This is a genomic window from Mucilaginibacter sp., from assembly GCF_036383575.1.
Lineage (GTDB): Bacteria > Bacteroidota > Bacteroidia > Sphingobacteriales > Sphingobacteriaceae > Mucilaginibacter.
In genome coordinates this window covers 1-3,896 of record NZ_DASVOB010000054.1, presented here as the reverse complement: position 1 = coordinate 3,896, position 3,896 = coordinate 1, and the positions used below count along the sequence as shown (strand labels likewise).

Here is a 3,896-nt window from a genome sequence, read left to right as displayed (position 1 = left end):
ATTGCTGTTAACTGTTATCAGAAAAGCGACCGGAAATTTGGTACTGTGGGTCGCTTGCTGAGCGGTGTGCAGGTTAAGATCGCGCCCGATGGCGAGATTCTTTGTAAAGGGCCTAATGTTATGCTGGGATATTATAAAAATCCTGAGCTTACAGCAGAGGTACTGGAAGACGGATGGTTCCATACCGGGGATATAGGAGAGCTGGATAAAGATTCGTTCCTGAAAATTACTGATCGTAAAAAAGAGATCTTCAAAACCTCGGGTGGTAAATATGTGGCCCCGCTGCCTATCGAAAATAAGATGAAGGAAAACTATTTTATTGAGCAGATGATGGTTGTTGGGTCAGAAAGAAAGTTTGTTGCTGCGCTGATCGTTCCATCTTACACTCATTTGAAACCCTGGTGTAAGGAAAATGGCATCACTTTTTCATCCAACAATGAATTAATTAAAGATGCCCGGGTGATCGAGCTTTATCAATCAATTATCAATACCTATAACCCCGAATTTAACCATGTTGAACAGGTGAAGAAAATTACCCTGCTTCCGGATGAATGGTCGATTGATAGCGGTGAGCTTACACCAACCGGGAAAATGAAACGGAAGGTTATCACCGAAAAATATAAAGCCGCAATAGATAAAATGTATCCCTGCGAAGTGAGCGAGGATCCCACGCTTGTAAACTGATTAACCGGATGAATACATTTCAAACAACCATACAGGGCAGGCTGGTTACAATTTCGCTCGACCGGGGCCGGTCAAATGCAATCAATCATGAAATGGTTAAGGAGCTGGATGCCTGTATAAAAACGCTGGAAAATGATGATAGTGTAGGCGGCGTTATTTTAACCGGAAAGGAAGGCTTTTTCTCGTCGGGAATCGACCTGATTGAGGCTTATGATTATAACGAAGAACAAAGCCGCCAGTTTTGGATCGATTTTTTAGCCCTGCAAAATACTTTAGCAGCTTTCAGGAAACCACTGGTAGCTGCCATAAGCGGTCACAGTCCAGCCGGCGGCTGTATATTGGCTATCTGCTGCGATTACCGGGTGATGGCAGCGGGTACATTCATCATCGGGTTAAATGAAGTTCCGGTAGGTATTATTGTTCCTGATAGTGTTTTTAATCTGTATTCATTCTGGCTTGGTCAGCGTAAGGCTTATCAATATTTAATGGAGGGCAGGCTGCTTAAAGTGGATGAAGCACTGGAGGCCGGACTGATCGATGAAATTACCGCGCCGGATAAGTTAATGAACGCGGCCATAGAAAAAGTAACAGCTTACATGAAACTGAACCCGGTTACCTGGAGCGATAGTAAACTAAATTTGCGTAAGGAGCTGACAGGCAAACTAAAGGCCGATCAAACCGAGACCCTGAACAAAATGCTGAAGCAATGGTGGGCACCTGAAACCAGGCAGGGCCTTCAAATGATGATCCAAAATCTAAAATCGAAAAATACCCCTGTAAATTAACTGATGATGACTGACCCAACCACTCCGAATAGTTCTGTAAACCCCAACGCCGCAACTGCCGGCGGAATGTTAAGAGATGATGCACTAAAAGGCAAAACCATCATTGTAACCGGTGGCGGGACAGGTTTAGGCAAGGCAATGGGGACTTACTTTTTGCAATTAGGCGCTAACCTGGTAATCACCAGCCGTAAGCTGGATGTGTTAGAACAAACTGCTGCCGAAATGCGATCCATGACCGGAGGGAAGGTATTACCGATTGCCTGCGACGTGCGGAAATATGATGAAGTTGAAGCGATGCTGCAACAAGCTATTGAGGAATTTGGACAGGTCGATGCACTGTTGAATAACGCGGCGGGGAATTTTATTTCGCCTACCGAGCGCTTATCGGCAAATGCCTTTTCGGCTATCATTGATATCGTTTTAAAAGGTTCGGCCAATTGTTCACTGGCTTTGGGTAAATATTGGATCAAAGAGAAAATGCCCGGTAACATATTGAATATTATTACCACCTATGCCTTTACAGGTTCGGCTTACGTTGTGCCCTCGGCCTGTGCAAAGGGTGGAGTGCTGGCCATGACGAGGTCTTTAGCGGTGGAGTGGGGCAGGCATGGCATACGTGCCAATGCCATTGCGCCGGGCCCGTTTCCTACAAAGGGTGCCTGGGAAAGACTATTGCCAGGAGATATGGCCCAGAAGTTCGATTTCAAAAACAGGGTGCCGCTTAAGAGGGTAGGAGAGCACCAGGAACTGGCAAATCTGGCGGCCTTTTTAGTATCTGATTTTTCAGGGTATATTAATGGCGAGGTAATTACGATTGATGGCGGAGAGTGGCTGCAGGGTGCCGGTCAATTCAGCGGGCTTGAAATGATACCGGATGAAATGTGGGATAGTATCGAGAAAGCTACACGGTCAGCGTAGGGTGAAATTAGTATCGATGGTAGCTAATAAAAAAAGCCCTTAGCATACGCTAAGAGCTTTCCAAAATATGTTTTCCCACAAGGGCTCGAACCTCAATCTTCAGAACCAGAATCTGACGTGATACCATTACACCATAGGAAAATAACAGAACATCCGCATTCTCCAAAGGGAATACTTTATTCACTGCAAATATACTAAATATGCAAATTGATGTAAAGTCCGTTTTTGAAAAAGCCGTAACCAGGTCAACTGATTACGGCTTTTTTACAGTAGGATTATCTGCGGATTAATCTTCGTTTACAAATGACCGCAGCATCCAGGTGTTTTTTTCGTTGAATTGCATAAAGCGGTTGATCATATCATTGGTGCCGTCGTCGCCGGCATCGGCAGTGATATTCAATATTTCGCGTTCCATTTTTATTAACGCAGCCAGATCTTCAATGATGGCTTTCACCATCAGGGTGTCTTTTAAGCCAATGGTTTGGATCTCTTTGATGCTCGATGTTTCAATATAATCTTTAAACGTGCTGATAGGAGGTTTGCCAAGGCTCAGGATCCTTTCAGCAAGCTCATCAATGGTAACCAATGCTGCGGTATATAATTCTTCAAATTTAAGGTGCAGGGTAAAAAAGCTTGTGCCTTTAACGTTCCAATGGCAGCCGCGCAGTTTTTGGTAGTGGATATGGTAATTGGCCAGCAGATCGTTCAGGTGGTCAACTACCGGTTTTACTTTAACTTCTTCGAGGCTTATTTCTTTAGCGTTCATAAATAAATGTGATGTTTTTAAGTGTAACATGCCTCTGCAGGCAATGTTTGGTAAAGATAAACAGTTTTGATTTTAATGAGCATATTTGCAAACTTTATGACTGCGCTTTTACCCTTTATCAGCAAAACTTACCAGGCCCCGGTTTGGTGTATGGAAATTGACGAGAGCAGCCAAACGCTGTTTCTCGAGATCAGGGACCATGCCGATAAACAGGTTAGTTTTTCGGCTCTGAGCCTGCAAAACGGCGATATCTATTTTGAAGGTTTTACTACCCCCGAGCGCTGGCTTACCGGTATTGAGGCAGCATACAATGGCGTGTTGCTGCTGCATAACTACCAGTCGGCAACAGGGCCTGTACATAAAGGCATTACCGCTATCGAAGCGGCATCAGGTAAAGAGTTGTGGAGTAATTTTACTTTGGCGTTTGATCATCTTTCGATAAACGGTCCCGTGGTATACAACGCCCAATTGCAGCCTAAGAAATTATTTTTAATTGATGTTAAAACCGGCGGTACAATCAGGGCATACGAGCCGGTGCTTGATCAGCCCCTGGATAATCAGATCATCAGCCCGGAACTGATGCCTGCAACGGCGGTAAATAATTTATATTTACCCCTTACTGTACATGCAAATGCGGTGCATTATATCAGTTACAATAGTTTCAGAATTGTATCTTTGCACACGCTTTTGCAGGAGCATCTTGAACAGCACTTGTTTGTATTTAACGAGGAGGGTACCCTTTT

Annotated in this window: 4 protein-coding genes and 1 pseudogene; 4 read left to right on the top strand and 1 reads right to left on the bottom strand. The window is 44.3% G+C overall.

Annotated features, from left to right (window positions below; genetic code table 11):
* The 3 genes and pseudogenes from VF500_RS01870 to VF500_RS01860 form a co-directional block, all read left to right on the top strand.
* Window positions 1–684, top strand: a pseudogene (locus tag VF500_RS01870) (long-chain fatty acid--CoA ligase); the annotation flags it as partial.
* Between the two features lie 8 nt (window positions 685–692).
* Window positions 693–1,469, top strand: a complete 777-nt coding sequence (locus tag VF500_RS01865; protein WP_330858045.1) for an enoyl-CoA hydratase/isomerase family protein — start codon at window positions 693–695, stop codon at window positions 1,467–1,469.
* 6 nt (window positions 1,470–1,475) lie between these two features.
* Complete coding sequence (locus VF500_RS01860; RefSeq protein ID WP_414688559.1) at window positions 1,476–2,387, top strand: SDR family oxidoreductase; 912 nt, start codon at window positions 1,476–1,478, stop codon at window positions 2,385–2,387.
* Window positions 2,388–2,673: 286 nt separating this feature from the next.
* Here VF500_RS01860 and VF500_RS01855 read toward each other — a convergent pair whose 3' ends face one another.
* On the bottom strand, window positions 2,674–3,153 hold the full coding sequence (locus VF500_RS01855; RefSeq protein WP_110584522.1) for a Dps family protein: 480 nt from the start codon (window positions 3,151–3,153) through the stop codon (window positions 2,674–2,676).
* 96 nt (window positions 3,154–3,249) lie between these two features.
* Between VF500_RS01855 and VF500_RS01850 the strand changes: the two genes are divergently transcribed.
* The coding region (locus VF500_RS01850) for a DUF4905 domain-containing protein (protein WP_330858044.1) at window positions 3,250–3,896 on the top strand (647 nt) is incomplete at its 3' end.

Coding starts and splice junctions, on each gene's coding strand:
- VF500_RS01865 (WP_330858045.1), top strand. CDS start 693: ATGAATACATTTCAAACAACCATACAGGGCAGGCTGGTTACAATTTCG.
- VF500_RS01860 (WP_414688559.1), top strand. CDS start 1,476: ATGACTGACCCAACCACTCCGAATAGTTCTGTAAACCCCAACGCCGCA.
- VF500_RS01855 (WP_110584522.1), bottom strand. CDS start 3,153: ATGAACGCTAAAGAAATAAGCCTCGAAGAAGTTAAAGTAAAACCGGTA.